We start from the raw sequence: 24,415 nt of genomic DNA on the forward strand, positions 1-24,415 counted from the left end.
CGGTTACACCGGCAGCGCCATGTAGAACTGCGTGCCCTGCCCTGGCCGTGAGTACACGCCCATGCGCCCGCCATGCAACTGCACGATCTCCTTGCACAGTGCCAGGCCCAGCCCGGCACCGCCTTTCTTGCGCCCAACCTGCACGAAGGGCTCGAAAATCCGCCCCTGCTGGCCATAGGCAATGCCTTCGCCATTGTCCTCGATACTGATGATCACCCGTTCGGCATGCCGCCGGGCATTGAGGCGGATACTGCCCGCCACCGGCGTATGGCGGATGGCATTGTCCAGCAGGTTGTCCAACACCCGGTCCAGTTGCGCCGGGTCGGCCTGGATGCGCGGCAGTGGCGCGGCAAGCTCCACGCGCAACTCGATCTGCTTGTCGGCCAGCGCCGTTGCGAAGCGCTCGCGGGCCCGCGACAGCAACTCGTCGATCACGCAGGGTTGCAGTTCGAGCTTCTGCAAGCCGCTCTGGTAGCGCGAAAAGTTGAGCAGGTCGTTGATCAGCTGGGTCAGCCGCTGCATCTCCTCGCCAATGGTGTCGAACAGGTCCGCCTCGCGGCTCTCGGCTGGAAACGTCAGGCGCTCGCGCAACAGGCCGAAGGCCATGTGCATGCCGGTCACCGGGGTGCGCAACTCGTGGGAGGCGCGCAGCACGAACTCGCTGCGCACCCGTTCGAAGGCGCGCTGCTCGGTGACGTCGTGCAACACCATCACCGCGCCCAGGATCTGCCCCTGCGGATGGCACACCGGGGTCAGGCTGTAGGCCAGCAAGCGGGTTTCTTCATCTATTTCCAGGCTCAGGTCGTCCGGCACGCGGTCCAGGCTGCCGCCACGCAATATCAGGCGCAGTTGGTCGTCCAGCTCCGGGCGTTGCAGCGCCTTGCCCAGGCCCTGGCCCAGGCGGCTGGCGTCCCAGCCCAGCTGGCGCTGGGCCACCGGGTTGAGGTGTTCCAGATGGCCTTCGCGGTCGATGATCAGCAGGCCGTCGTCGATGCTGTCGAGCACCGCCTGCAGGCGCTGCTGGCCGGCCAGCAGTTCGTCGACATTGGTGGCCTGATGCTTGCGCAGTGCCTCGGCCATCAGCCCGAAACGGCGGGTGAGCTGGTTGATCTCCACGGCCGGAGTTACCGGCAGGGTGACCTCGAAGTTGCCCTGGCCGATCTGGTCGGCGGCCTTGGCCAGCGCCTCGATCGGCTGGCCGAAGCGGCGTGCGATGCCGTGGGCAGTGATGAAACCCAGCACCAGCACGGCAAGCCCGAGCAGGCCCAGCATGCTGGAGACCAGCAGGGCACGTTCGCGGGCCTTCTGTTCACTGTGGTTGATATGCGCCAGGGCCTGCTTGTGCGAGTCGATCAGGTCGGTGCGCAACTGGTTGAAGGCTTCGCCCAGGGGTTGGTCCGGGCCCAGGTTGCGGCTGGGCTCGGGGCTGTCGCGAAAGGCCTTGAGGAAGGCCTGGTAATCACGGTTGGCGGTACTGAAACCCGCAAACCCCTCGGCCTGGCGTTCATGGCTCAGGCCCTCGTCGAGCAGTTGCTGAAACTTGTCCTGCAGCGGTTGCAGCGCCTGCACCTCGCTGTCCGGGTCCAGCAGCAGGGACAGCTGTTCACCCAGGTTCTGACGCAGCTTCAGGCCCAGGTCGAGGATGTAGGAGTTGTCGCTGATCAGCTTCTGCTGCGAGCTGGCCATCTGCTGCACGCTGACCAGGCCCAGAATCAGGCCCAGCAGGGCCACGGTGATCAGCGCCGAGATGCTGAGAAAAAGCCGCGTGCGCAGCTTCATTGCCAGCTTCACAGGTTGTACTGCTTGCGCTTGCGGTACAGCGTCGAGGCATCGATGCCCAGTGTCTTGGCGGCCTGGTCAAGGGTGTCGCTGGTGGCCAGCACTGCACCGATGTGCGCGCGCTCCAGCTCGTCGAGGCTCAATGCCGCCCCCACCCGCGGCGCGTTGCTGGTGGGTTGTTCGGCCATGCCCAGGTGGCTGACCTCGACCCGCTCCTGCGGGCAGATGATGCTCGCCCGTTCGATCACGTTGCGCAGCTCGCGAATGTTGCCCGGCCAGCGGTAGTTGAGCAGCGCGGCGCGGGCCTCGTCGCTGAAACCGCGGGCGGGGCGCGCGTATTCCTTGACGAAGCGGGCCAGGAAGCGGTCGGCCAGGGTCAGGATGTCTTCGCTGCGTTCGCGCAGCGGCGGCAGGTGCAGGGTAATCACGTTCAGACGGTACAGCAGGTCTTCGCGAAAACGCCCGTCGCGCACCATGTCCTCCAGGTTGAGGTTGGTGGCTGCCAGAATCCGCACGTCGGCGCGGCGCGTGACCGGGTCGCCGACCCGCTCGTATTCCTTGTCCTGGATGAAGCGCAGCAGCTTGGGTTGCAGGGTCAGCGGGAAGTCGCCGATCTCGTCGAGAAACAGCGTGCCGCCGTCGGCCTGGTTGACCCGGCCCAGGGTGCTTTCGCTGGCCCCGGTAAATGCCCCGCGACTATGGCCGAACAGCTCGCTTTCCATCAGTTCGGCCGTCAGCGACGGGCAGTTGATGGTCACGCAGGCCTTGCGCGAGCGCTTGCTCCAGCCATGAATGGCGCGTGCCAGCTCGCCCTTACCGGTACCGGACTCGCCAAGGATCAGAATGTTGGCGTCGGTGTTGGCCACCTGGCGCGCGGTTTCGAGTACCACCATCATGGCCGGGCTGTGGGAATCCAGGCCGTCCTTGGGTTTGCGCACTTCCCCTTCCAGGGCCTCCAGACGCGCCGAGAGCTGGCGCACCTCCAGTTGTTTGGCAGTGGCCAGGCGCAGCTGGTCAGGGCTGCACGGTTTGACCAGGTAATCGGCGGCGCCGGCCTGGATTGCATCGACAGCGGTGTCGACCGCCGAATGCGCGGTCACTATGACCACGCGCATCCACGGCGCCTGGATACGCATCTGCGCCAGTACGTCCAGGCCGTTGTCCTCGCCCAGGCGCAGGTCCAGAAAGCACAGGTCGAACACCTGGCGCTGCAATAGGGTTTCGGCCTGGGCGGCGCTGTTGGCCGTGGCCACGCTGTAGCCTTCATCTTCCAGGCAATAGCGGAAGGTACGCAGGATTGCGGACTCGTCGTCTACCAGCAGAATGCGGCCCTGATGTTCCGTGGCAGATTCCATTTTCCTACGCTCCTTTTAAGAATGTTCTTGGTTAGTCTCGGAAAAATCGGGCAAGTTGCATGGTCGATTCTGATTGATTCCGCGCCCTGCATGCTAGCTCCCTGCTGCGAATATGACTAACTCATTGAAAATAATGAGTTTGTTTATTTTTTGAGCACTGGCACAACGATTGCGATGATGTTCCTTCTGACCAACAGGAGGCTTCATCATGCGTGCAATACGCCCGTTGGCAGTTCTGACTGCCGCACTTCTGCTCACCCCGCTGGGTGTCACCAGCGCCTCGGCGGCCGAACCCGGCCTGCAGCAGGCCCGTCAGGAAGGCGCCTTGCAGACCGCCCTGGCGCTCAACCGACTGCTCAACCCGTTCAAGATCGAAGTGGCCATCCAGGGTCAGACCGCCCGCCTGCAGGGCGAGGTGGAGAACGAGGTGGAGCGCGAGCTGGCGGCGCAGGTGGCACTGGCCACCGCCGGCATCGAGCAGGTCGACAACCAGTTGCAGGTCAACCCCGAGCTGGTGGATGAAACCCTGCAACGGCGCGCTTATGCCCAGCGCCTGGAGGACGCCACCCTGGGGGCGGTTATCCGCGCCCGCCTGCTGTGGAGCAGCCAGACCCAGGGCCTGCCCATCGAAGTCGACAGCCGGGCCGGGGTGGTCACCCTGCGTGGCCGGGTGACCAGCGCAGAGGCCAAGCAGATGGCCGGCAGCGTGGCGGCCTCTACCGATGGCGTGTACCTGGTCAACAACCTGATCAGCCTGGGCGTGAGCGACCCGGCCCAGGCCCGCGAGCAGGCAGCTGCGGCAGCGGCCGAGGTGCAGAGCGACGCGTGGATCAACGACAAGGTGCAGACCAGCTTCTTATATAGCCGCAACCTGGACGGGCCCAACATCAAGGTGGCGACCCAGGAGGGGGTGGTGCGCCTGTCCGGGGAAGTCATGAGCAACGAGCAGAAGACCATCGCCCAGGAGATTGCCCGCCAGATCCGCGGCGTGCGCGGGGTGGACGCCGACATGCTCAAGGTGGCGATCAAGGTGGAGGGCTGATCGTGCAAATCGCACGAGGCCCTGGGGGGCATCGTGCAGGATGCGTCCTGCAGCTGCCCTCGGTACATGCCTAACATGTTGATTTATAAGCGTTTTATTTGATTTCAAAAGCTGGCATGCAGGCTGCAATGACTCTATCAGTCAATAACAACGATGCAGCAGAGGAGCCCGGCATGAACCTGTTAACCGCCGCCCTAGTGCAGATTTCCCCGCTTCACGTACGCCAGTTGCTGTTTCTCTGCCTGGCGGCGCTTCTGACCCTGGTTGCAGGGCAGATGTACAGCATCTGGCAGTCCAAGCAGATCGCCAACCAGATGTCCGTACAGGCTTATCACGTGGCCCATGTGCAGGCCACGCGTGCTTCGATGCTGGAAGCCAGGACCGCGCCACGTACCCACTCGGTCGATGCGGCCACCGTGGAAACCGTCGTGCCGCAGGAACGCTGGGTGTTCTGACCGAGCAATGCCCCACATCTGACACAACCGCTTTCAAAAACGGTAAGGAGAAACACCATGTTAAGTTGGGCCATCACCTTCCTGATCATCGCCATTGTCGCTGCCGTACTGGGCTTCGGTGGTATCGCCGGCGCCGCTACCGGTATCGCGAAGATTCTCTTCATTGTCTTCCTGGTACTGTTCGTCGCTTCCTTCTTCTTCGGTCGTCGCGGTAGAGGTTGACTATGAAAGGGACGCTCTACAGAGCCCTGGCAGGCGCCCTGATGGTGGGGGCCTGTACAGCGGCGATGGCGGCCAATGACGGCCAGGTCCGGACCAGCCAACTGCTTGGTTCGGACCCCGAGTACCGGGAAACCTGGCAGAAAGTGGTCAAAAAGCAGGAGCGGCTGCCCGATTGGGTCATCAACCTCAGTGGTGCTTCCACCGAGCAGATGACGGCGATCGAGGAAGACGGCGACAAGTATCTGGTCGGCCCCTTGTGCGAGACCGAGCAGAGCTGCGACAGCAGCCGTCTTATCGTGGCCTTCAGCTGGGACAAGGATGAGGCATACGCGCTGTGGGTCCAGGTACCCGCCGGCCTGCCTGCCGACAAGTCACCCAGCCGTCACACCGACAAGCGTTGGTTGGGCGAGCCGAATGACGGCATGAAACAGATGCTCGAAGAGCAGCTGAAGAAAGACCCGAACTACTACTGAGTGTCGCCGGACGCATCAGTATCACCATGGAAGCTGAACCTTTTGCCTGTTCCAGTTTCTATGCTGCGCCCGCTCGAGGAGAGCGGACGCATGACCAGGGGGCCGGGCTGCTCTGATTGCTACAGGATCGGAGGGGCCTAGGGGTACAGGGAGTACCTCCTTCATGGGCCGGGTCAGGGTGGTAAACGGCAACACAGTCGTGGACCGGGGTCGCATGCCGCCAGGGCAGCCCCCGGTCAGACTTGTGCACCCGGCGCAAGCCTGATGCATTTCCCCGCTTGAAAGTGACAGATCGGCCAGACGGCTGACCACCCATCAAAAAAATTCCTGACTTCTTTGACCTGCCAAATGACGTTTTTCACGCATTCGGATTGTCGAACAACGCTGTTTTGCCGGTTTGTGGATACCGCTGTATCGGCCTAATCATGGCGCTTTGGCCTTATTCGGGATTCCGAACGGGTAGGTTTTCTGCCGCTGGGACGTCCGTTTCATGCCAAAAAGATCATGCCGATTCGGCATAGGGTAGTCATTTACGGCATTAGACTCAGTGCGCCTGCATCGGAATAGTTGCGCCTTTTTCGCTGGTCCGAGCGCCCCTTGCGCTCACTTGCGGTGACCTTCTACGGCGCATTGCCTGCACCATGAAAACTCCAGGGAATCGCTTTCAGCGGCTCTAGAATGCAGGTTTCAAGGCAGTGACCGTGTCCACTTGAACAAAGGGTAACGACATGAAGAAGGCAAAACTAAGCCTCGCCTGGCAAATCCTCATCGGTCTGGTATTGGGGATCGCCATCGGGGCGTTGCTGAACCATTTCAGTGCAGAAAAGGCATGGTGGATCAGTAACGTCCTGCAACCGGCAGGTGACATCTTCATTCGCCTGATCAAGATGATCGTCATCCCGATCGTGATTTCGTCGCTGGTCGTGGGTATCGCCGGGGTTGGCGATGCGAAGAAACTTGGCAGTATCGGCCTCAAGACCATCATCTATTTCGAGGTGGTGACCACCATCGCGATCGTGGTCGGCCTGGTGTTGGCCAACCTGTTCCACCCGGGCGCCGGCATCGACATGAGCACCCTGGGCACCGTGGATATCTCCAAGTACCAGGCCACCGCCGCCGAGGTGCAGCATGAGCATGCGTTCATCGAGACCATCCTCAACCTGATCCCGTCGAACATCTTTGCAGCGCTGATGCGTGGCGAGATGCTGCCGATCATCTTCTTCTCGGTGCTGTTCGGCCTGGGCCTGTCGAGCCTGCAGGCAGACATCCGCGACCCGCTGGTGAAAACCTTCCAGGGCGTGTCGGAAGCCATGTTCAAGGTCACCCACATGATCATGAACTACGCCCCGATCGGCGTGTTCGCCCTGATTGCGGTGACCGTGGCCAACTTCGGTTTCGCCTCGCTGCTGCCGCTGGCCAAGCTGGTGCTGCTGGTGTACTTCGCCATCGCCTTCTTCGCCTTCATGGTGCTGGGCCTGATCGCCCGCCTGTTCGGTTTCTCGATCCTGAAGCTGATGCGCATCTTCAAGGACGAGCTGATCCTGGCCTATTCCACCGCCAGCTCCGAGACCGTGCTGCCGCGCGTGATCCAGAAGATGGAAGCCTACGGTTCGCCCAAGGCCATCTGCAGCTTCGTGGTGCCGACCGGCTACTCGTTCAACCTGGACGGTTCGACCCTGTACCAGAGCATCGCGGCGATCTTCATCGCGCAGCTGTACGGCATCGACCTGTCGATCAGCCAGCAACTGCTGCTGGTGCTGACCCTGATGGTCACCTCCAAAGGCATTGCCGGTGTGCCGGGCGTATCGTTCGTGGTGCTGCTGGCGACCCTGGGCAGTGTGGGCATCCCGCTCGAAGGCCTGGCGTTCATCGCCGGTGTCGACCGCATCATGGACATGGCGCGTACCGCCCTGAACGTGATCGGCAACGCCCTGGCGGTGCTGGTCATCTCGCGCTGGGAAGGCATGTATGACGATGCCAAGGGCCAGGCGTACTGGAACTCGCTGCCGCACTGGCGCAGCAAGACCCCGGCGCCGGCTGGCGAGACCGCTCAGCACTAAGCTGCTGACGGCCTGAAACACAAGAGCCCCGACCCGTCGGGGCTTTTTGTTGCCTGCCAGAAGCTTCGCCGGCAAGGCCGGCTGCTACAGACGATGCCGAACCTGTAGGAGCCGGCCTTGCCGGCGAATGGGCCGCCGCCGTTTATGGCGTCTGCCTACCCACCCCGCTATCATGCGCTCCAACTTGCAAGGGAAACGACCAATGCTCAACGGCCTCTGGCTCGGCTTTTTCGTGGTGGCCGCCCTCTCCGCACTGGTGCAGTGGCTGGTGGGTGGCAACGCGGGCATCTTCGCCGCCATGGTCGAGAGTATCTTCGCCATGGCCAAGCTTTCGGTCGAAGTCATGGTGCTGCTGTTCGGTACCCTGACCCTGTGGCTGGGCTTTCTGAAGATCGCCGAAAAGGCCGGTATCGTCGATTGGCTGGCCAAGGTACTCGGCCCGCTGTTCCGTCGCCTGATGCCCGAGGTACCGCCCGGCCACCCGGCGCTGGGCCTGATCACCCTGAACTTCGCCGCCAACGGCCTGGGCCTGGACAACGCCGCCACGCCTATCGGCCTCAAGGCCATGCGCGCCCTGCAGGAGCTCAACCCCAGCTCCACCACGGCAAGCAACGCGCAGATCCTGTTCCTGGTGCTCAATGCCTCGTCACTGACCCTGCTGCCGGTGACCATCTTCATGTACCGCGCCCAGCAAGGCGCTATGGACCCGACCCTGGTGTTCCTGCCGATCCTGCTGGCCACCAGCGCCTCGACCCTGGTGGGCCTGCTGTCGGTGGCGGTGATGCAGCGCCTGCGCCTGTGGGACCCGGTGGTGCTCGCCTACATGGTGCCCGGCGCGCTGCTGCTGGGCGGCTTCATGGCGCTGCTGGCGGGCCTGTCGGCCACCGCGCTGGCCACCCTGTCGTCGATCCTGGGCAACCTCACGCTGTTCGGCCTGATCATGCTGTTTCTGCTGATCGGCGCATTCAAGCGGGTGCCGGTGTACGAAACCTTCGTCGAAGGTGCCAAGGAAGGGTTCGACGTGGCCAAGAGCCTGCTGCCCTACCTGGTGGCGATGCTGTGCGCGGTCGGCGTGCTGCGCGCCTCGGGGGCGCTGGAGTTCGGCCTGGACGGCATTCGTCATGTCATCGAATGGCTGGGCTGGGACACGCGTTTCGTCGATGCCCTGCCCACCGCGCTGGTCAAGCCGTTCTCCGGCAGCGCGGCGCGGGCCATGCTGATCGAGACCATGCAGACCCACGGGGTGGACAGCTTCCCGGCACTGGTGGCCGCGACCATCCAGGGCAGCACCGAAACCACCTTCTACGTGCTGGCGGTGTACTTCGGCGCCGTGGGTATCCAGCGCGCACGCCACGCCGTGGGCTGCGCGCTGCTGGCCGAGCTGGCCGGGGTGCTGGCGGCCATCGCGGTGTGCTACTGGTTCTTCGCCTGAGCCACGGTCCAGTCCACCAGTTGCGCCATCAGCCGGTCGGTGGCCTGGCCGAAGCCGCCGACCACCGCCGGTACCTGGGTCTGCGCCACCGGCTGGCGCACCTCGAAGCTGTGGCTGGCCAGCACGCGCTGGGTACGCCCCTGCACCAGTCGCGCATCCAGGCGCACCACTACTGCCAGCCCGGCATCGCTGTACTCGCTCTGGAACGCCTGCAGTTCGCCGACGATCTCGTAGTCGGCCTGCAGGTTGGCGTCGTCGGCACTTACCCGCTGTACCCGGCCGTCGCGCTGGAAGGCGTCGAGCATGCGGTTGCGCAGCAGTGCCGGCACCGGGTCGGCCCAGCGTGCGCCCTTGTAGCTGCTGATCAGGTCGCCTGTCGGCACCACGGCAATGCGCGGTGTGCCGAGGATCTCGCTGGCCAGCGGCTTGTTGATACGCAGGGTCCAGGCCACGGGTGCGGCGTTGCTGCGCACCGGTTGCGCCGCCGGCAGGCGGTACACGTCGGCCGGCTCCGCCTTGGGCAGGATCGAGCAGGCGCTGCTCAGGCTCAGCAGCGCGGCCAGGGCGAGGGTGCGGCAGGGGCGGCTCATGGGGTGAACTCCTTGTTTTTGTCGCGGCCCAGCAGGTAACCGCTGGGGTTGGCCTCCAGGCGCTGGGAGATGCCCTTCAAGGCAGTCAGGGTATCGCGCAGTTCGCGGATCGCCGGGGCCAGTTCGTTGAAGCCCTGGGCGCCGCTGGTGATCGCCTCGCGGTTGTCGGTGAGCAACGCGTCGATGGTGGCGGTGCTGCGCGCCAGCGACTGCATGGCCTGGTCGGCGCTGTTGACGATCTGCTTGCCGTCGCTGCCGAGCAGGCTGTTGGCGTTGCGCATCAGCTGGCTGGTCTGCTCCAGCGCCGCGCCGGCCTGCTTGCCCACCTGGGCCATCTGCTGGATGGCCAGGCGGATGTCGTCGCGCTGCCCGGCAATCGCGCCGGTGGTCTGCTCCAGGTTGGCCAGGGTGGCGCCCAGGCGGGTGGCGTTCTCTTCGGAGAACAGCCGGTTGGCGTTGTGCAGCAGCAGGTTGATGTTGGTCACCAGGTCGCTGCTGTTGTTGAGCAGGCGCGCAATCGGCGATGGCGAGGCGACGATCACCGGCAGCCGGCCGCCCTTGCCTTCCAGCGGCGGGCTCTGCGGGGTGCCGCCGCTGAGCTGGATCAGCGAGGTGCCGGTGACGCCGGTCAGGGTCAGCTTGGCCTGGGTGTCCTGCTTGATCGGGGTCTCGGCGCTCAGGCGGATCTGCGCCAGCACCCGGCGGGGGTCGTTGGGGTCCAGGCGCAGGCTGATCACATCGCCCACCTTGATCCCGCTGTACTGCACCGCACTGCCCTTGGACAGCCCGGTGACGGCCTCGTTGAACACCACCTCGTAGTCCTTGAAGGTGCTGTCGACGCTCGACTTGGCCAGCCACAGGCCGAACAGCATGGCGCCGGCCACCACCAGCACGGTGACCAGCCCGATCAACACATGGTGCGCGCGGGTTTCCATTTCAGTTCTCCTTGAGCGCTGTGGCGGCCTGGTAGGCCGCACGGCCGCGCGGGCCATGAAAATAGTCGTGAATCCACGCGTCGTCGGTTTCCGAGACCTGGTCGATGGGGCCGGCCACCAGCACCTTCTTCTGCGCCAGCACGGCCACGCGGTCGGTGATGGTGTAGAGGGTGTCCAGGTCGTGGGTGATCAGGAACACGCTCAGGCCCAGCGCATCGCGCAGGGTCAGGATCAACTGGTCGAAGGCGGCCGCGCCGATCGGGTCGAGCCCGGCGGTGGGCTCGTCGAGAAACAGGATGTCCGGGTCCAGCGCCAGGGCGCGGGCCAGGGCGGCGCGCTTGATCATGCCGCCCGACAGCGACGCGGGGTATTTGTCGGCCGCCGATAGCGGCAGCCCGGCCAGGGCCAGCTTGACCCCGGCCAGATGCTCGGCGTCGGCGCGGCTCAGGCCGGCATGTTCGATCAGCGGCAGTGCGACGTTCTCGGTGACGGTCAACGACGAGAACAGCGCGCCCTTCTGGTACAGCACGCCGAAGCGACGCTCCACCTGCGAGCGCTGCTGGTCGCTGGCCTGGCTGAGGTCCTGGTCGAAGATCCTCACCGTGCCCTCGTTGGGCCGGCGCAGGCCGACGATGCTGCGCAGCAGCACCGACTTGCCACTGCCCGAGCCGCCGACCACGGCGAGGATCTCGCCGCGGTACAGGTCCAGGTCGAGCTGTTCGTGCACGCTCTGGGTGCCGAAGCGGTTGCACAGGCCCCGCACCTCGATGACCTTCTCGTGGCTTGCCTCACTCACCAGCTCATCTCCATGAAGAACAGCGCGAACACCGCATCCAGCACGATCACCACGAAGATCGACTGGACCACCGCCGAGGTGGTGTGGGCGCCGACCGATTCGGCGCTGCCGGTCACCTTGAAACCTTCCAGGCAACCGATGGCCGCGATCAGGAAGGCGAAGAACGGCGCCTTGGCCAGGCCCACCAGGAAGTGCTGCACGCCGATGTCGCTTTCCAGCAGCGACAGGAACATCGCCGGCGAGATGTCCAGCGACACCGCGCACACCACGGCGCCGCCGATGATGCCGCACAGCATCGCGACGAAGGTCAGCAATGGCAGCGCGATCAGCAGCGACAGCACCCGCGGCACCACCAGCAGCTCGACCGGGTCCAGGCCCAGGGTGCGGATCGCATCGATTTCCTCGTTGGCCTTCATCGAGCCGATCTGCGCGGTGAAGGCGCTGGCGGTGCGTCCTGCCATCAGGATGGCGGTAAGCAGCACGCCGAATTCACGCAGGAACGAGAACGCCACCAGGTCGACGGTGAAGATGCTCGCGCCGAAACTGGCCAGCACCGTGGCGCCGAGAAAGGCCACTACCGCACCCACCAGAAAGGTCAGCAGTGCGACGATGGGCGCCGCGTCCAGGCCGGTCTGTTCGATGTGCGCGACCACGGCGGTCATGCGCCAGCGCCTGGGTTGCAGCAGGCGCCGGGCCAGGGTGGCGATGATCAGGCCGATGAAGCCGAGCAGTTGCCGGGTGTCTTGCCACAGCACGTCGACTGCCCGGCCGATGCGGCACAGCAGTTGGGTCAGCACGGACGTTTCCGGCTGGCGCTCTGGCAGGCAGTAGTCCTGTAGCGAGCAGTACACGGTGTGCAGCAAGGCGCGGTCGGCGGCCGACAGCGGGCTGGCGTGGTCATCGGCCAGTTGCCCCAGGCGCTCGGCACCCAGCAGTTCGACCAGCAGCGAGGCACCGGCGGTGTCCAGCTTGCCCAGCTGGGCGAGGTCGACCTGGGCGCTGGCATCGTACTGGCCGTGCAGGGCCTCGGTGCTGCGCTTGAGCGGCGTGTAGTTGGCCAGGGTCCAGTCGCCGGCGATGCGCAGGCAGGCCGGGCTGCGCGTGGTATCGAGGGTGGCGCTGGCGGGGGTGACGGTGGTGGTCATAGGCTCCAGACAGTCCGGCAGGCGCTCCAGTGCGCCGGGTCAGAGCATAGCGTCACTTGGCGACGGATGCTTGACCGTCATCAACCACCTCGAAGCGCAGCACGCCGATCACCTGGCCGTCCTCGGTGAGCACGCGCACCTGCCAGTGCCCGACCGGGTTGCTGGGGAACACCTGCTTGTGGGTCCAGGCGCGGTAGCCTTCCTTGCGCCCGCCATTGATGTTCAGGGCAATGCGATCGACCTCTTTGCCGTCCTGTTTCCATACGTGGTAGATGCGTTCGTTGAGGCCGCGCGGGGCCTTGATCGCGGTATAGGCGTAGAGCCCGGCGCTGCGGATCTGGCTGGCGCTGACCTGCTCAAGGCTGTCGCCGGGGGTGCGGTTCTGCAACTGGGTGCTGATGGCCACTTCGGTCATCCACAGTGTCGCCGGCGGCACCCACGAGCGCAGCAGCCAGCCGCTGCCGCCAACGGCCAGGGTGACCAGCACCAGCATGGCGGCACGGCGCCAGTGATTGATCGGGAAGCTGCTGGCCAGGCTCGGGAACGACAGCAGCATGGCGATGCCCAGCGCCAGCTTGAAGCTCTGCGACGTGGTCAGGTGCAGGATGATCGGCAGCGCCGTGAGCAGCGCGGCGAACAGGGTCAGGGTGTGCAGGGCCAGGAACAGCCAGCGGCGCGGCGCCAGCCAGCGGTAGTACAGCGGGTCGACGATCGACACCAGCCCGGCGCCGGCCAGCAGGCCGGTGAACACCAGCTGGCCGCTGTTCCAGGTGGTGGTGACGAAGAAGAACGGCAGCACGAAGAACAGGCTTTCCTGGTGGATCATCTGCGTGGCGTAGCGCAGCAGCGGCTGCGGGATCTCGCGCTTGAACAGGCGGGTGAACAGCTGGGTGAAGGTGTTCTCGAACATCAGCCACAGCCAGCTCACCAGCAGCAGGATGGCGACCCAGCTGGCCAGGCCTTCCTGACGGTCTACCAGGATGAAACTGCCGATACCGGAAATGAAACCGCCGAGGGCGATGACCCCCGGGTAGCGCTTTATCAGGTCGATCAGGCGCAGGAGAAGTGCGGGCATGGTGGGGCGTTCGCTGGGTGAGGTAAAAATCTGTTACAGGATACGCTGCTTTCGGGTGTCAGTAATGGCCCTATCGCGGGTCAAGCCCGCTCCCACAGGGTGCACGTGATCATTGTGGGAGCGGGCTTGACCCGCGATTGCGTCAGCCGCGGCGTCGACGCCACAGCAGCAAGGCCGCGAACACCAGCCCTAGCCCCAGTGCCCCCAACCCATACAGCTGGTCATACCCCAGCAACGGCTTCTCTACCCGCACATACCCAGGCTCGGCGAACAGCGCCTGCAGCGCCGCATCCGCATCCTCCAGGCTGACCTCGCGCAACCGGGTCTTCGCCTCGCCGACCCGACCGTCGGCATAGTCGTTCAACGCTCCCCAGTAGTAGTCGGCCAGCGCGCTGTTGCCCTGGCTGGTCCACGCTTCGCGGGCGATTGCCGCGGCCTTGATGCGCTCGAACGTGGCGCGGTCCAGTCCGTCCTTGCGCAGGCGCTCGATCATCTGCCCCAGGATCTGCTCGGCCGCCTCGACCTGATCGCTGTCCAGGTCGGCATTCAGGCTCAACAGGCCGGTGTCGCCAAAACGCTCGCGCTGCGCCGACGGCCCATACGACAGGCTGTGCTGCAGGCGCAATTCGCGATACAGCGCCCAGTCCAGGTAGCGCTGCAGCAGGTCGTAGGTGGCGTCGTGGTTTTCATCCAGCACCGTCTCCAGGAACATCCAGTGCAACCGCGCACTGTCGCCCAGCCAGCCGCGGATCAGCTCGCGGCGCGCCTGGGCCTTGTGGGTCACGCCATCGAGTACCCGGCGCTCGCCCGGTTCCACCGGCTCCAGCTGGCCCCAGGTGCGCTCCAGGTAGGCGGGCAGCACGCGGTCCAGGCCGCCGACCACGATCAGGCTCATGTTGTTGGGGGCGTACCAGTGCTGGCGCAGTTCGTTCACTTCTTCCAGGGTCATGTCCTGCACCGAGGAGCGCTCGGCACACTTGAGCCCCAGCTCCACCGCCAGCTGGTCGCTGGCGCGGTGGCCGAGGTCCTGGCGGTCCAGCCAGCGCTGCAGGTGGGTGTAGTGCCCGCCGTCTTCACGCTCGACGATGCTCTTCGACACCTGCAAGGCGTTGGCATCGATACGTGTGTCCTGGAGCACGGCCAGCAGCAGGTCGAGCACCTTGCGCTGGTTGCGCGCCGGGGCCTCGATGACGAAGGTGGTGTCGGCGCTGCTGGTGTAGGCGTTCCATTCACCGCCCAGGGCCTGCATGCGTTCTTCCAGCCCGCCTTCGCCCGTGTCGTCGATACCGCTGAACAGCAGGTGTTCGAGCAGGTGCGGCAGTTCCTGGCGCGCGCACGGGAAGTCGTCGAAGCCGATGCCCACCACCAGTCGGATCGACACATGGTCGCGCTCGTAGCCGGGCTTGAGCAGCACCTGCAGGCCGTTGGGCAACAGGTAGCCCTCGACCTGGGTGCGGTCGAGGGCAAAGCTTGAAGGGGCGCCCAGCAACAGGCAGATGAACATCAGGCAACGCATCACAGGCTTCCTTGCACGGGTTCGGGGCAGCGTCGGGTCAAGGCGAATGGGCATCGTCCGGTACGCTGTCGATCATCAGGGCGCCGGTATCGCTGCCGCCCAGTACCGCATAGGCACTGCTGCAGAACAGCGAGTTGAGACGTTTCATGTCGGCGATCAGTTCCAGGTGCAGCGAGCTGGTCTCGATGCTCTGCACCACCTTGCGCTGCAGGCGGCTGACGTGGGCATGGGCCAGGCGCCGCTCCTGGGCGCGGAAGCGACGCTTCTCGCGCAGCAGCTGGCGTGCGCTGTGCGGGTCGCCACTGAGGAACACCGACAGGCCCAGGCGCAGGTTGGACAGCAGCTGGGTCTGCAGCACGGTCAGCTCCTCCAGGCCCACCTGGGAGAACTCGCGGCGCTGCGACGTCTTCTGCTGCTGCACCTTGCGCAGCATGCGCTCGATCAGGTCGCTGGCCAGCTTGAGGTTGATCGCCAGCTCGATGATCTCGGCCCAGCGCTGGCTGTCGTGCTCGCCGAGGTCTTCGCGGGGCATCTGCGCCAGGTACAGCTTGATGGCGTTGTACAGGCCCTCGACGTCGTCGCTGAGGGTGCGCACCTGCTGGGTCAGGGCGGTCTGGCTGCCGCGCAGCACGTTGAGCATGGCATCGAGCATGCTGTCGACCAGGTCGCCCAGGCGCAGGGTCTCGCGCACCGCGTTGGCCAGTGCCAGGCTCGGGGTGTCCAGCGCGGCAGGGTCCAGGTGGCGGGGCTTGGCGTGGCCGTTGGTTTCCTCGCGCTCGGGCAGCAGCCAGCGGCACAGGCGCCCCATTGGCGTCGCGGTGGGCAGCAGGGCCAGGCAGCGCAGGGTGTTGTAGATGAGGTGGAAGCCGATCACCAGCTCTTGCGGGCTGAAGGTCAGGCTGTCCATCCAGTGCACCAGCGGGTCGAGCACCGGGATGACCACCAGCAGGCCGATCAGCTTGTACAGCAGGCTGCCCAGCGCCACCTGGCGCCCGGCGGCGTTCTGCATGCTGGTGCTCAGGAACGCCAGCAGGCCGCTGCCGATGTTGGCGCCGATCACCAGGCCGATGGCCACCGGCAGGCTGATCATTTCGGCGCCGGCCAGGGTGGCGGTGAGCAGCACCGCGGCCAGGCTGGAATACGAGATCAGGGCGAACAGCGCGCCCACCAGGGCGTCGAGCAGGATGTCGCCGGTCAGCGAGGCAAACAGCACCTTGACGCCCTGGGCCTGGGTAATCGGCGCAGCGGCCTCCACGATCAGTTGCAGGGCCAGGATGATCAGGCCCAGGCCGATGCCTACGCGCCCCAGTTGCCCGGCGCGGGTCTGCTTGCGCGAGAGGAAGAAGATCACCCCGAGGAAGATCAGCAGCGGCGACAGCCACGACAGGTCCAGGGTCAGCACCCGCGCCATCAGCGCGGTCCCCACGTCGGCGCCGAGCATGATGGCCAGGGCCGGGGTGAGGGTCATCAGGCCCTGGCCGACGAACGAGGTCACCAGCATCGCGGTGGCGTTGCTGCTCTGCACCATGGCCGTGACCAGGATGCCGGCGATGAACGCCAAGGGCCGCTTGGCCATGTTCTGGCTCAGCAATCGGCGCAGGTTGGAACCGTACACCCGCAGGATGCCGGTACGTACGATATGTGTGCCCCAGATCAGCAGGGCCACGGCCGAGAGCAGGTTGAGCAGGGTCAGCATACTTACGGCCCCCTGTTAAGGCGCCCCAGTGGGGCAAGTGGATGACGCGGTGAGCCTGGCCTGGTGACCGGCGGTTTTTTCCAGTGCTCACTTAAGCTGTAGTCGGCCAAGGGCCGTGGCGCCAGCATGGCATGCATGCACAGGCTTTGAAACCTCGCGCGCCGGTTCGGGCAACTTCGCTGGCGCGTTGCCGTCCCAAAAGACAAAAGGCCCCATTCGGGGCCTGTTGTTCAACGCAGCCAGTGTTACTGACCCGGAATGTCCTTGCGAAGTTTCACCGGGTCGCTCTGCTGTTTCTTTTTCGCCGCCGCGGTGCGCATCTTGATGTTGATCGCCTCCACCGCCAGCGAGAAGGCCATGGCGAAGTAGACGTAGCCCTTGGGCACGTGCACGTCGAAGGCTTCTGCAATCAGCACGGTGCCGACCACGATCAGGAACGAAAGCGCGAGCATCTTCAGCGACGGGTGCTTGTCGATGAACTCGCTGATGGTCCTGGCGCACAGCATCATCACCAGCACCGCGACGATGATCGCCGCCACCATCACCGGCACGTGGGACACCATGCCCACTGCGGTGATCACCGAGTCCAGCGAGAACACGATGTCGATGATCGCGATCTGGATGATGGTGTACAGGAACTTGCCACCGGCCTTGCCGGAAGACGGCTCGTCGTGGGTTTCGTCCTCGCCTTCGAGGCCGTGGTAGATCTCCTGGGAGCTCTTCCACAACAGGAACAGGCCGCCGAAGAACAGGATCAGGTCACGCCCGGAAATGCCCTGGCCGAACACATGGAACAGGTCGGCGGTCAGGCGCATGACCCAGGCGATCGACAGCAGCAGCAGGATGCGCGTGACCATCGCCAGCGCCAGGCCGAAGATCCGGGTGCGCTGCTGCATGTGCTTGGGCATGCGGCTGACCAGGATCGAGATCATGATGATGTTGTCGATGCCCAGGACGATCTCGAGAGCCGTCAGGGTAAAAAAGGCAACCCAGATTTCCGGGTTGGTCAGCCATTCCATGTGTGTTCCTTCGAGCGTGTGGGGCGTTGCGCGCCGCAGGGGTCGACGCGCAAGCGTTGGGATGAAACGGATGAATTATAGGCTGCTGAACAGCGGGAAAATTCCCATCAGCAGCGCCGCGAACATGATGCACAGGCACACCAGCACCGCCCATTTGAGGGTGAAGCGCTGGTGATCGCCGAATTCTATACCGGCCAGGGCTACCAGCAAGTAGGTCGAGGGTACCAGCGGGCTCAGCAGGTGGACCGGTTGCCCGACGATCGAGGCACGGGCCATCTCCACCGGGCTGATGCCGTAGTGGCTGGCAGCTTCGGCCAGCACCGGCAGCACGCCGTAGTAGAAGGCGTCGTTGGACATGAAGAAGGTGAACGGCATGCTCACGATCGCGGTGATCACCGCCAGGTACGGGCCCATCGCTTCGGGAATCACCGCCAGCAGGCTCTTGGACATGGCCTCGACCATGCCGGTGCCGGACAGGATGCCGGTGAAGATGCCCGCCGCGAAGATCAGCCCCACCACCGCCAGCACGCTGCCGGCGTGGGCCGCGACGCGGTCCTTCTGCTGTTGCAGGCACGGGTAGTTGACCACCATGGCGATGCTGAAGGCGATCATGAACAGCACCGGCAGCGGCAGCAGGCCGGCGATCAGCGCGACCATCAGGGCCAGGGTCAATGCGCCGTTGAACCACAGCAGCTTGGGCCGGCGCGCGTCGGGATATTGCGATACGCTGATTTCACTGTGGTCGATTTCATCGCCCGGCAGGTGCAGTTCGCCCAGGCGGGCACGTTCGCGCTTGCCGTACATATAGGCGATGGCCAGTATGGCGAACACGCCGAAGGCCATGGCCGGGATCATCGGCACGAAGATGTCCGACGGGTCGACGTGCAGCGCGCTGGCGGCGCGGGCGGTGGGGCCGCCCCAGGGGGTCATGTTCATCACCCCGCCGGCCAGGATGATCAGGCCGGCCATGATCCGCGGGCTCATGCCCAGGCGGCTGTACAGCGGCAGCATGGCGGCCACGCAGATCATGTAGGTGGTGGCGCCGTCACCGTCCAGCGATACCACCAGGGCCAGCGCGGCGGTGCCCACCGAGACTTTCAGCGGGTCACCCTTGACCAGCTTGAGGATCTTGCGCACGGCCGGGTCGAACAGGCCGGAGTCGATCATCAGGGCGAAGTACAGAATGGCGAACATCAGCATCACGCCGGTGGGTGCCAGCTTGCTGATGCCCTGCAGCATCATCGGGCCGATCTCGCCCGAGAAGCCGCCGAACAGGGCGAAAATGATCGGTACCAGAATCAGCGCGATCAAGGCCGACAGGCGCTTGGTCATGATCAGGTACATGAAGGTGATGACCATGGCGAAGCCGAGGAAGGTCAGCATGGGGCAGTTACTCCAGGCGAGGCGCGTCGAGAAAGGGACGAACGGATCAGCGCAAGGTGCGCGGTGCTGGGAGTGACGGCGGGAGGGCAGGCAGAACGCGGGCGTGGAAGGACATCAGTATCACCATTGTTGTTGTTGATTGGGCCGGGCACTGCAGTAAAGTCAGAGCCCTGGCTGACCGGTCTTTTGCCGGAGGTGAGGCGATGCTAAGTGCCCAAGCTTTCAGCCAGCTTTCGGCGGCACAAAGGCGACAGAAGGTTTCATCAACCAGTGCGGGTCTGCAGGAGCGACGAGGATGGGCGAAGTGCATGAAGGCGGCTGCCATTGCGGCGCCGTGCGGTATCGGGTGGCGGGTGCGCTGGAGGATGTCGCGCACTGCCATTGTTCGGTGTGCCGGCGCGTGACCGGCGGGTTGCTGGTGACCTGGGCGACGGTGCGCTGCGAGGACTTCCAGTGGCTGCTGGGCACGCCGCAGCGCTACGACTCGTCGGCCAGCTGCGTGCGCTACTTCTGCAGCCGCTGTGGCGCGCACATGGCGCTGACCACCGACCTGAGCCCCGAAAGCATCGATATCACCATCACCACCCTGGACGCACCGGAGCAGGTGCAGCCTCGCCGGCATATCTGGACCGACAGCCGGCTGCCCTGGGTGCACCTGGACGAGCAGCTGCCGGGCGAGCCCGGCGAGACGCTATAGCGCGGGCTACTCGATGATCACCCCGCCCAGGCCCTTTGGCGTGTTGAACGACTGAGCGCGCAGTTGCTCGGCCTGGCGCAGGATGATCTGCGCCTGGCGGTTGCCAGGGTCCTGGCTGAGCACGCTGTTGGCCAGCGAACGGGCGGTGGCACCGTCACGACGGGCCAGGGCGCTGCGTGCCTGGCTCAGTTGCTGGCCCACCAGCCCGGCATTGGCTGCGCTGGCAGGTCGTTGTACGGGCGGGCGCGGGGTGGTGAGCGGACGCTGCTGCGCCGGCTGCACGACGCGAGCCTGTTGTTCCAGCTGTTGCTGGCGCTTGGCGAGCTGGGTTTGCTCGTCGCGTAGCTGCTGCTCCTTGGTGGCCAGCTCACGGGCCTGCTGCTCGCGTTGCGCCCGTTCGGCCGCAGCCTGACGAGCGGCTGCCGCACTGGCCGCGGCGGCTGCCGCCTGGGCCTTGGCCTGCTGGTCGCGCTGCTGGCCCTCGAGCCCGGCCTGGGCGCGTTGCAGCAGGCTGATGGCGCGCGGGTCCTTGCTCTCGATGCGCAGCGCGCTTTCGGCTTTTTCCAGCGCACAGTCGAACTGGCTGCTGCGCAGGCACGCCTGGCCGGCGGCCAGTTCGGCTTCGAACTGCTGCAGCGACTGGCGCTGGCTGGCCTGGTAGGCACCGTAGCCGAGTACCGCCACAACCACACCGGCGGCCAGGGCAAGCTTGCGCCCGAGGTTGCGCGACTTGGCCACCGGCGCCCCCTGCACTATCGGCGGTACGGGCGGCGGCGTCACCACCGGTGTGCTCACGATGCCTGCCGGGGCCAGCGTGTGCACCGGTTCGATCACCGGCGCGGGCGCCGCTGCGGGCATGGGGGGCGGGGCCGCGCTCACCACGACCACCGGCGCCGGCGCGGCGGGTGCAGCGGCCACAACCTGGCTGCTGGCGCCGCAGTACGGACAGAACGCCACCGGGCCGCTCAGGGGCTGGTTGCACGCGCTGCTGGCGCAGTTGAGCGGGAAGGCCGGATTTTTCGCGGATGCGGACATGGGGCCTTCCTCAGTTCACAGGCGGTGGCGCCATCGGCGCAACGGGCGGTGGGGTACCGACAGGCGGCGCTGAAGCGGGCGTCGGGGCGAACAGGTGGGCCAGCTCGGCGATCTGCCCGGCGCCCAGCCAGGCGGCCATGCCTTCGCGCCACAACAGGCTGTCGCGGGTCACCTGGCCGGTCTGCACGTACTGCTGCAGCTGGCTGGTGGTGTACGGGCCATAGTTGGTGCCGGCCACGCTCAGGTGGTAGCTGTACTGCGGTGCGGCCACCGGCGGTGGCACCATGCCGGCTGCGCCTGGTGGTGGCGGTGGCGCCATGCCCGGCATGGGGGCGGCAGCTGGCGCTGTGCTGGCGGCCGGCTGGAACAGGCCGTCGAGCCAGCCGCTGGTGAAGAAGTCCTTGAGCAGGGTGCGCTTCTCGCTGTGCTCGTCGTGCACTTCGTCGCGGTACACATCGGCGCGCGAGCCGCTGACCGGCTCGGTGAACTGCTGCAGCAACGCGCGCGCCTGCTCGACAAGGCGCTCGGCGTTGTCCGGGGCCTGGCGCTTGAGGCGGTTGTCGTACTCGTTTTTCAGCAGCTCGGCGATCTTGTACGGGAAGGTCTGGTACAGCGACGACACGCCGATTTCGTCCTGGCGCATCTGCGGCTTGTAGGCGCCGCGGCGCAGGTCTTCGAACAGCGCGACCATGGCTGCCAGTTGCTGCGGGCTGCGCAGTTGCTCGTAGCGTTGGCGCAGCTGGTCTTCGATGTCCTTGCGCTGCAGCTGGTTCAGGCCGTTCTGGCGGATCGCGAACTCGTCACCGACGCTGAAATAGTCCTGGTCGATCATCAGTTCGTAGCGTTCCGACGGGTTGCGGCGCAGTACCCCCATCACGACCGCGTGCAGGTACAGCTTGAAGTCCTCGGCGAACTGGCGGTACTGCTCCTGGGTGAACTGGATCGGCTGCACGAACTGGCTGATGCGCTTGTGGCTGTGCAGCGGGATGGTGGTGCTTTCCTTGCGGTAGCTGGCCAGGTAGGTCGGCAGCGGGGTCAGCGCCGGCAGAGGGAAGCCGCTGAGCTCGGTAAAGCAGATCAGCTTGCCCGGGGTGCCCGACTCGACGAACTGGATCTGCCCGGCGGTCATGCCGGTGCCCTGTGGCAGGCACTGGCCGAGCATGGCGCCATAGGTGCGCTTGAACTCATTGGCGTCCTGCACGCCGACCAGGCAGGTGTAGCGGTCCTTGCCGATGCCGAAGCCGCCGGTGAGGTTGAGCGGGGTCCACGGCATGGCACGTTGCAGCAACTGGCGGAACTTCTCGCGCTGCTCGTCCGGGGTCAGCGCGGCCAGCGCACTGAGCAGCGGGTCGGTGCCCTGGGTCTGGCGCGGCAGTTGCTGTACGGCCTTGGCGCGCAGCTTGGACAGCAGCTCTTCCTGGCCCTCCTCGTCCTGCAGCTTGCCGAACAGGGTCTTGGAACCGCCGAAGTCCTTGAATGCGTCCTTGGCCCACTCGCGTACCTGGGCGCCGTCCACCGGTTGCTCTTCGTTGTTCTGCACCAGCGCCAGGGGGATCAGCGTGGCGTGTTTTTCCTTGATGCTGGCGTCGATCTTGCTGATGTCGGTCTCGATCCGGCGCAGCAGCTGGTCGACTGCGTTGCGCCCGTCCTGCAGGCGACCGACGAAGCCGTTCCACACCGCGCGACCGCTCTGGTCCACCGACTCCTTGCGGCCCAGCCAGTCGGACAGCTCGCGCAGCAACTGGGCCGCCTCGCGCGCGGCCACATGGCGCACGTAGAACAACAGGCTGTCGCGCAGGGTGTCCTTGACCTGGGTGAGCACGGTCTCGGCCTGCTTGTCCTTGCCGCTGAGGCGGGCCATCAGGCCGCCGCCGGTGGTTTCCTTGAGGCGCTCGAATTCGCGGGCCAGCTCCGAGGACTCCAGCTTCTCGGCCAGTTCCTTGAAGCGTGCGGCGTTCTTTTCCAGCGCCGGGATGATGCCGCTGCCTTCGTTTTCCAGGCGGTCCTTGAGCATCTCGACCAGGGCCAGGGTGTAGTCCAGGCCACCGCGCTCATCGTCGTCCAGGCGACGGAAGAGTTTTTCCGGCAGGGCGTCTTCGCGCACCAGCTCGGCCAGGCGGCGCTGGCGGTTTTCCTTGATGCGTACCTCGTGGTTGCGCTCGGCACTGTCGATGTTGCTGCCCTTGGTGTCGCGTTCCAGCTGCTGCTGGATCTCGCGCACATGGGTCAGCCATTGGTCCTTGTCGGCGCCGCCGCTGTGCAGGCGTTCGAACAACGCTTCGACCTTCTGCTCGATCTGGGCGGTGATGCTGTTGTCGCCTTCCACCAGCAGCAGGTCGTCGGCGATCTGGTAGTGGGTGAACTCGCCGGTGGCCAGGGTCAGCTCGACCTTGGACAGGAAGTCCGGCAGTTCGGTGAAGGTACGCGGGGTGACGTTCAGCTGCTCGCGCAGGAAGTCGTCACGCTCGCGGTCGGTAGGACGGTTGTCGTTGGCCGAGGCGTTGGCGATGCCGAAGAACGCCTTGAGCATCTGCTGTACCTGACGGCTCAGGCGCACGTTCTGACGCGCATCGATCTGGGTGTCGAGCACGGCCTGGCCGAGCGAGGAGTACGAGCACGGGAAGCGCAGCTCGGTGTCGTCGCCGTAGTCCTGGGGCAGGCGCACAGTGTAGGAGCGGATCTTGTGCTGGTTCTGGTTGACCGCGATCGAACGCTTCTTGTTGGCGAAGTCCTGCGAGGTGAAGTCGGTGAACAGCACGTCCGAGAGCATCTCGTAGACGTCTTCCTGGTCGCTGGTCTTGGCCTGGGCGACGTTGCTGTTGTCGATGATGTAGACGTCATCGTACGGGCGGTTGTCGATGAACAGGTTGTCGGTGGCGTCCCAGTGCTTGACCAGACGGTTGCCGCGCATGCTGGTTTCCAGCTCCATCAGCGCCGCATAGCCGTTGGCCTGCACGCGCTCGGTGTTGTAGGCATGGAAGCCGCCGGGCAACACGAAGAACAGGTCGACCTTGCCGGCGATGTTGTGTTCCTTGAGGATCGCCTTGGCCAGGTAGCCCATGTCCAGGAACGAACCGGACCCGGTGCCGCCGGCCGCCGAGCCGCTGATGACGATACGGATCTTGCCGGGGTCGATTTCCAGGCCGAGCTTCTTGAGCTTGTCGGCGTTGCCGCCGATGTTGGCCAGCAGGCGCCCGACCTTGTCGCGCAGCTTGTCGCGGATCACCGGGTACTTGTCGTAGAAGTACAGGCGCGACAGCGCACGGATCTGCCCGGCGCCCTTGGAGGGGTCGATGCCCAGGGCGCGGATCTTGTCCGGGGTCAGCGGGAACCATTCGGCCACTTCACGGTGGCGGTTGAGCTCGTCCATCGAGTGGGTGTACTTGCTCAGGTTGAGCGGCTCGATGATCTTCTCTTCGGAGGTGAAGGCCACTTGCTCGGCCAGCACGTCGGTCTTGATCGACTTGCCGTCCTGGGTGACTTCGCCAGCATCCAGGTCGAAGTTGATGAACTGCACCAGGGGGAAGTCGGCAATCTGCTGCACCTGGTTGTTGCCGCCCCAGATGGCATTGAGAATGCGCCGGCGCAGGCGAATGTTGACCTTCATGCCGGTACCGCCCAGGGCGATGAACAGCGTCGGGTGGATCTTCTCGCTGACCATGTTCAGCGCTGCCGGGCCGGAAGGTTGTGCATTCTCGTTCATCTGAAAC

Annotated in this window: 20 protein-coding genes; 7 read left to right on the forward strand and 13 right to left on the reverse strand. The window is 65.3% G+C overall.

What is annotated here, in order from left to right; all coding sequences use genetic code 11:
* Positions 1–3 precede the first annotated feature (3 nt).
* Together N0B28_RS00405 and algB are read right to left on the reverse strand one after the other, a co-directional pair.
* Positions 4–1,779, reverse strand: coding sequence for a KinB sensor domain-containing domain (locus N0B28_RS00405; protein WP_275729770.1), 1,776 nt, complete (start codon positions 1,777–1,779; stop codon positions 4–6).
* 8 nt (positions 1,780–1,787) lie between these two features.
* Complete coding sequence (algB, locus tag N0B28_RS00410; RefSeq protein WP_043862306.1) at positions 1,788–3,134, reverse strand: sigma-54-dependent response regulator transcription factor AlgB; 1,347 nt, start codon at positions 3,132–3,134, stop codon at positions 1,788–1,790.
* 208 nt (positions 3,135–3,342) lie between these two features.
* Here algB and N0B28_RS00415 point away from each other — a divergent pair, with 208 nt between their 5' ends.
* From N0B28_RS00415 to N0B28_RS00440, 6 genes are all read left to right on the forward strand, one after another.
* On the forward strand, positions 3,343–4,176 hold the full coding sequence (locus tag N0B28_RS00415; protein ID WP_043862307.1) for a BON domain-containing protein: 834 nt from the start codon (positions 3,343–3,345) through the stop codon (positions 4,174–4,176).
* A 173-nt stretch (positions 4,177–4,349) separates the two neighbouring features.
* The gene (locus tag N0B28_RS00420; protein WP_043862308.1) at positions 4,350–4,631 is read left to right on the forward strand and encodes a hypothetical protein; all 282 of its coding nucleotides are present in this window, start codon (positions 4,350–4,352) and stop codon (positions 4,629–4,631) included.
* A 57-nt stretch (positions 4,632–4,688) separates the two neighbouring features.
* Positions 4,689–4,853: a DUF1328 domain-containing protein gene (locus tag N0B28_RS00425; RefSeq protein WP_009401691.1), complete on the forward strand. Its 165-nt coding sequence runs from the start codon at positions 4,689–4,691 to the stop codon at positions 4,851–4,853.
* A gap of 2 nt (positions 4,854–4,855) precedes the next feature.
* A complete protein-coding gene (locus N0B28_RS00430; protein ID WP_058542001.1) occupies positions 4,856–5,326 on the forward strand; it encodes an inhibitor of vertebrate lysozyme family protein in 471 nt (156 codons plus the stop codon).
* A 728-nt stretch (positions 5,327–6,054) separates the two neighbouring features.
* Positions 6,055–7,386: a glutamate/aspartate:proton symporter GltP gene (gltP, locus tag N0B28_RS00435; RefSeq protein ID WP_054916020.1), complete on the forward strand. Its 1,332-nt coding sequence runs from the start codon at positions 6,055–6,057 to the stop codon at positions 7,384–7,386.
* A 202-nt stretch (positions 7,387–7,588) separates the two neighbouring features.
* Positions 7,589–8,818, forward strand: a complete 1,230-nt coding sequence (locus tag N0B28_RS00440) for a spore maturation protein (protein ID WP_043862311.1) — start codon at positions 7,589–7,591, stop codon at positions 8,816–8,818.
* Here N0B28_RS00440 and N0B28_RS00445 read toward each other — a convergent pair.
* From N0B28_RS00445 to N0B28_RS00485, 9 genes are all read right to left on the reverse strand, one after another.
* Positions 8,800–9,408 (reverse strand): ABC-type transport auxiliary lipoprotein family protein, encoded by a 609-nt coding sequence (locus N0B28_RS00445; RefSeq protein ID WP_275729778.1) that lies wholly within the window; start codon positions 9,406–9,408, stop codon positions 8,800–8,802. The two genes, N0B28_RS00440 and N0B28_RS00445, sit on opposite strands and share 19 nt — an antisense overlap.
* Entirely contained in the window at positions 9,405–10,343 is a 939-nt protein-coding gene (locus N0B28_RS00450) for an MlaD family protein (protein WP_043862313.1), read from the reverse strand. Before N0B28_RS00450 ends, N0B28_RS00445 begins: the two co-directional genes overlap by 4 nt.
* Before the next feature lies 1 nt (position 10,344).
* Positions 10,345–11,139, reverse strand: a complete 795-nt coding sequence (locus N0B28_RS00455) for an ATP-binding cassette domain-containing protein (RefSeq protein WP_258660646.1) — start codon at positions 11,137–11,139, stop codon at positions 10,345–10,347.
* A complete protein-coding gene (locus N0B28_RS00460) occupies positions 11,136–12,293 on the reverse strand; it encodes an MlaE family lipid ABC transporter permease subunit (protein WP_173925070.1) in 1,158 nt (385 codons plus the stop codon). The genes N0B28_RS00455 and N0B28_RS00460 overlap by 4 nt, the downstream gene beginning before the upstream one ends.
* A gap of 43 nt (positions 12,294–12,336) precedes the next feature.
* Positions 12,337–13,359 (reverse strand): DUF5924 family protein, encoded by a 1,023-nt coding sequence (locus tag N0B28_RS00465; RefSeq protein ID WP_054916017.1) that lies wholly within the window; start codon positions 13,357–13,359, stop codon positions 12,337–12,339.
* Positions 13,360–13,501: 142 nt separating this feature from the next.
* Positions 13,502–14,875: an insulinase family protein gene (locus N0B28_RS00470; protein WP_275729783.1), complete on the reverse strand. Its 1,374-nt coding sequence runs from the start codon at positions 14,873–14,875 to the stop codon at positions 13,502–13,504.
* Between the two features lie 37 nt (positions 14,876–14,912).
* A complete protein-coding gene (locus N0B28_RS00475; protein WP_043862318.1) occupies positions 14,913–16,571 on the reverse strand; it encodes a Na/Pi cotransporter family protein in 1,659 nt (552 codons plus the stop codon).
* Between the two features lie 245 nt (positions 16,572–16,816).
* A complete protein-coding gene (locus N0B28_RS00480; RefSeq protein ID WP_043862319.1) occupies positions 16,817–17,590 on the reverse strand; it encodes a TerC family protein in 774 nt (257 codons plus the stop codon).
* A gap of 75 nt (positions 17,591–17,665) precedes the next feature.
* The gene (locus N0B28_RS00485; protein WP_043862320.1) at positions 17,666–18,973 is read right to left on the reverse strand and encodes a CitMHS family transporter; all 1,308 of its coding nucleotides are present in this window, start codon (positions 18,971–18,973) and stop codon (positions 17,666–17,668) included.
* Between the two features lie 295 nt (positions 18,974–19,268).
* On the opposite strand from N0B28_RS00485, the gene N0B28_RS00490 reads away from it, so the two are divergent.
* Positions 19,269–19,670: a GFA family protein gene (locus tag N0B28_RS00490; RefSeq protein WP_043862321.1), complete on the forward strand. Its 402-nt coding sequence runs from the start codon at positions 19,269–19,271 to the stop codon at positions 19,668–19,670.
* A gap of 6 nt (positions 19,671–19,676) precedes the next feature.
* On the opposite strand, the gene N0B28_RS00495 is transcribed toward N0B28_RS00490, so the two are convergent.
* A complete protein-coding gene (locus N0B28_RS00495; protein ID WP_100634946.1) occupies positions 19,677–20,705 on the reverse strand; it encodes a hypothetical protein in 1,029 nt (342 codons plus the stop codon).
* A 10-nt stretch (positions 20,706–20,715) separates the two neighbouring features.
* On the reverse strand, positions 20,716–24,408 hold the full coding sequence (locus tag N0B28_RS00500) for a tubulin-like doman-containing protein (protein ID WP_275729791.1): 3,693 nt from the start codon (positions 24,406–24,408) through the stop codon (positions 20,716–20,718).
* Between the last annotated feature and the right edge of the window lie 7 nt (positions 24,409–24,415).

Source organism: Pseudomonas sp. SD17-1, assembly GCF_029201585.1.
GTDB classification, from domain to species: domain Bacteria; phylum Pseudomonadota; class Gammaproteobacteria; order Pseudomonadales; family Pseudomonadaceae; genus Aquipseudomonas; species Aquipseudomonas palmensis.

Coding starts and splice junctions, on each gene's coding strand:
- N0B28_RS00405 (WP_275729770.1), bottom strand. CDS start 1,779: ATGAAGCTGCGCACGCGGCTTTTTCTCAGCATCTCGGCGCTGATCACC.
- algB (WP_043862306.1), bottom strand. CDS start 3,134: ATGGAATCTGCCACGGAACATCAGGGCCGCATTCTGCTGGTAGACGAC.
- N0B28_RS00415 (WP_043862307.1), top strand. CDS start 3,343: ATGCGTGCAATACGCCCGTTGGCAGTTCTGACTGCCGCACTTCTGCTC.
- N0B28_RS00420 (WP_043862308.1), top strand. CDS start 4,350: ATGAACCTGTTAACCGCCGCCCTAGTGCAGATTTCCCCGCTTCACGTA.
- N0B28_RS00425 (WP_009401691.1), top strand. CDS start 4,689: ATGTTAAGTTGGGCCATCACCTTCCTGATCATCGCCATTGTCGCTGCC.
- N0B28_RS00430 (WP_058542001.1), top strand. CDS start 4,856: ATGAAAGGGACGCTCTACAGAGCCCTGGCAGGCGCCCTGATGGTGGGG.
- gltP (WP_054916020.1), top strand. CDS start 6,055: ATGAAGAAGGCAAAACTAAGCCTCGCCTGGCAAATCCTCATCGGTCTG.
- N0B28_RS00440 (WP_043862311.1), top strand. CDS start 7,589: ATGCTCAACGGCCTCTGGCTCGGCTTTTTCGTGGTGGCCGCCCTCTCC.
- N0B28_RS00445 (WP_275729778.1), bottom strand. CDS start 9,408: ATGAGCCGCCCCTGCCGCACCCTCGCCCTGGCCGCGCTGCTGAGCCTG.
- N0B28_RS00450 (WP_043862313.1), bottom strand. CDS start 10,343: ATGGAAACCCGCGCGCACCATGTGTTGATCGGGCTGGTCACCGTGCTG.
- N0B28_RS00465 (WP_054916017.1), bottom strand. CDS start 13,359: ATGCCCGCACTTCTCCTGCGCCTGATCGACCTGATAAAGCGCTACCCG.
- N0B28_RS00470 (WP_275729783.1), bottom strand. CDS start 14,875: ATGCGTTGCCTGATGTTCATCTGCCTGTTGCTGGGCGCCCCTTCAAGC.
- N0B28_RS00475 (WP_043862318.1), bottom strand. CDS start 16,571: ATGCTGACCCTGCTCAACCTGCTCTCGGCCGTGGCCCTGCTGATCTGG.
- N0B28_RS00480 (WP_043862319.1), bottom strand. CDS start 17,590: ATGGAATGGCTGACCAACCCGGAAATCTGGGTTGCCTTTTTTACCCTG.
- N0B28_RS00485 (WP_043862320.1), bottom strand. CDS start 18,973: ATGCTGACCTTCCTCGGCTTCGCCATGGTCATCACCTTCATGTACCTG.
- N0B28_RS00490 (WP_043862321.1), top strand. CDS start 19,269: ATGGGCGAAGTGCATGAAGGCGGCTGCCATTGCGGCGCCGTGCGGTAT.
- N0B28_RS00495 (WP_100634946.1), bottom strand. CDS start 20,705: ATGTCCGCATCCGCGAAAAATCCGGCCTTCCCGCTCAACTGCGCCAGC.
- N0B28_RS00500 (WP_275729791.1), bottom strand. CDS start 24,408: ATGAACGAGAATGCACAACCTTCCGGCCCGGCAGCGCTGAACATGGTC.